The sequence below is a fragment of the Streptomyces sp. NPDC059003 genome, assembly GCF_042740445.1.
Classification (GTDB): domain Bacteria; phylum Actinomycetota; class Actinomycetes; order Streptomycetales; family Streptomycetaceae; genus Streptomyces.
Map to the genome: position 1 here is coordinate 1 of NZ_JBHYJH010000403.1, position 2,639 is coordinate 2,639.

The following is a 2,639-nucleotide window of genomic DNA, read 5'->3' on the forward strand; positions in this document are numbered from 1 at the left end:
GCCGCCCTGTGCTGCTACAAGCGACTACTCCGCCTCACCACATAGGACAACGTCTCAATCCAGTACGCGGACCGGGCGAGCACGTCCAACAGGCTCCACTCCGGCAGCCGACGCAGGATCTCCGCCTCCAGGTCCAGCGCGGCTTCGCCGCCACCGCCGTCAGCTGCTGCTTCAGCGCCGCGGTGAACGCGCCCGCGGTGGCGGGCAGCCCGGCTTGCCCGCAATACTCGGCGACCAGCGGCTCGCACTCGGCCCACGACATCAGCTGCTTCTGCAGGCTAGCGTACGACTGAGAGCCGACCACCGCCACGTCCCCGGTCCGCAGCTCCTGGACCAGTTACGACAGCGTGCACACCTCGAAGTGCCGCCGGTTGATCCTCTCCGGCTGGTGCTTGCTGAACAGGATGCGCTGCCACATCTGCGAGGCGAACTCCGCCGACACCGTCTTCGTCGTCCTGGTGCCGTCCTCGGCGGTGACCGTGTACGTCAGCGGCACCCACTTGCCGCTGCGGTTCCGCATCGCCTGGCAGAACTCTACCGCCTGAAGCACCGTGCCATCAGCCGAGGTGGACACCATCTCCAGTACCAACGACCTGAGCAAAGGCCTGATCCTCACAGGCGAGGACGGCACCGAGTTCCGCGTCATCGAACGGGCCCGCAACGCGTCCACGTCCTAACGTCACGAACCCTCCCGCAACCACCGTCATGAACACCGCGCGGCACGTCGCCAGCACGGCATGGCGAGCCGCTGTGCGATGGAGTCCGGCACACAACACACATGCAGGGCCCTCGCACAGCGGCTCGCAGCGTTTCCGCTGCTCAGACGGGGCAGGGCTGACACACATCGTCCCGTAGCTTCTGCACCCAGCTCTCCCGCCCATCACGCGCAGCGCCCACGAGAGCCCCCCCAATCATCCAAGGAGACCCCGCGTGTCCATCCACACCTTCGAGATCGACCCCGTGCGCCACCCGGTCACAATCCTCAAGCGCCCCACCGGCGCCGACTACCCGCCCCTGCCCGGCAACCTTCACCGCGCGCCCACCGCCCTCGTACGGGCCCGGGAGATATGCGGCGGCGACCTGGTCCTGGCCTGCTTCGAAGTTTCCGCCCCCACCACGACCTACGCCGATCACTACACTGACGTCTTCCCAGCAGCACCGTCCACCTTCACGGGAGGCGACCACTGCAATCACTGCGCAAGCGCCGCCACCCGGCTCAGCCCCGAGCAGGGCGTCGTCATCACGCGCGACTTCCCCTGGGACGTATGCGATGTATGGGACCGCGACGCCCTCGCTCTGATCATCCCCGCCGCCTGGGCGGCCGCCCACCTCGCAACGGTCAGTCAGTCGCTGGCTGCACACGGACTGGGAACCCTCCCCAGCCCAGGAGGAATCCACCTCGCCCTGCCGGACTGCACCACGATGCACCTGACCCCCATCCGCAGCGGCCACGAGCAGGCCGCACCGGCCGGATGGGTAGCCCGACACGGCCAGACCACCGTGTATGACTCCACCCACCACGACCTCGATCCGCACGACGACGCCCGGTGGGCAGCACAGGCGACCGCCCTGTACGCGGCGGAAGTTCAGCGCGGCACCGACTTCAACGACATCTGGGAAGCCTGCCTGGGCAAGCTCCTCAAGCGCGCCTGCACCGCCAGCGGGCTGAACGCATTCACCGACGGCTCAGCGGGAGCCGAGTTCGTCACTCTCCCGCTGCCCGACGGCTCCCAGATCAGCATCGACGACTCCGTCCACGAGACCACGGGGGTGCTCATCAGCGAGTACAGGCGCCTGTTCGTCAACCACTTCCCCCTGGAGAAAGACTCCGAGACGTGCGAGGAGATCCTGCTCCCCACCACCGGCACGTTCTGGGGAGACATGGCGGCCCTGCTCCAAACGGCACGAGCCCGCCATCACGCGTCCCTGCCGTCAACACCGTAGCCCGCCTCGACAGCCAGCCGGTATGCGAAGGCCCACACAAGGCCTTCGCATACCGGCCCAGGGCTGTCAACCAAAGACCCGCATGATCCGTGCAGGGCACCGAGCCCAGCCCGACAGAAAGTAGTTGTGCAGGTCATGGGCCTTCACCACACCCTCCGATCCGCCGATTTCCGCAGCCCTCAACGCACCAGCCCCAGACACTGCCCTGTCGTGGGACGGACTCGATCCTGGGCTCTCGCCACGGTGCGCAGGCTGCGCCCGACCGCCAGAGCTCAGCACGTGGTGGGAGGCGGCAGCGGCGTCGGAGCGAGCACCACGGGCTGATCCCTGATACGTGACGTGACCGCGTGGGCGGCAGCGTTGGGACGCACACGACGGCGTACGCCGCAGTCAGCCCCGGCAGAACTGAACGACTCAAGCTCCGGCCGGCACCATGACGGCCCGGCTTGTCAGCACCGCCGAGCAGGCGGCGTGAGCAGCCCGCATCATTCCCCGACGCTGTGGGCGAGGGCATGCTGTCAGCTCCGCCACGACGGGGCTGCCCGGCCCCGTCGCGGGAGGGACTCTCCACACCACGGCGGTGTGCTCGTGGCGTTGGCCGTGAGCGGACCCCTCCGCCAGGCCTCGACACCTTCGTCCCTAGTGGGTGTCTGAGAAGCCCCGTTCAGGGCTGTGATCTCCCGGCTCGGTGCAGG

At 68.1% G+C, this 2,639-nt stretch carries 3 protein-coding genes; 2 read left to right on the forward strand and 1 reads right to left on the reverse strand.

Annotated features, from left to right (window positions below; translation table 11 throughout):
- Nucleotides 1-337 precede the first annotated feature (337 nt).
- The gene (locus ACFWZ5_RS46065) at nt 338-520 is read right to left on the reverse strand and encodes a hypothetical protein (protein ID WP_384893230.1); all 183 of its coding nucleotides are present in this window, start codon (nt 518-520) and stop codon (nt 338-340) included.
- Nucleotides 521-551: 31 nt separating this feature from the next.
- Here ACFWZ5_RS46065 and ACFWZ5_RS46070 point away from each other — a divergent pair, with 31 nt between their 5' ends.
- A complete protein-coding gene (locus ACFWZ5_RS46070) occupies nt 552-677 on the forward strand; it encodes a hypothetical protein (RefSeq protein WP_384893233.1) in 126 nt (41 codons plus the stop codon).
- A gap of 253 nt (nt 678-930) precedes the next feature.
- On the forward strand, nt 931-1,944 hold the full coding sequence (locus tag ACFWZ5_RS46075) for a hypothetical protein (protein WP_384893235.1): 1,014 nt from the start codon (nt 931-933) through the stop codon (nt 1,942-1,944).
- The last annotated feature ends 695 nt before the right edge of the window (nt 1,945-2,639 follow it).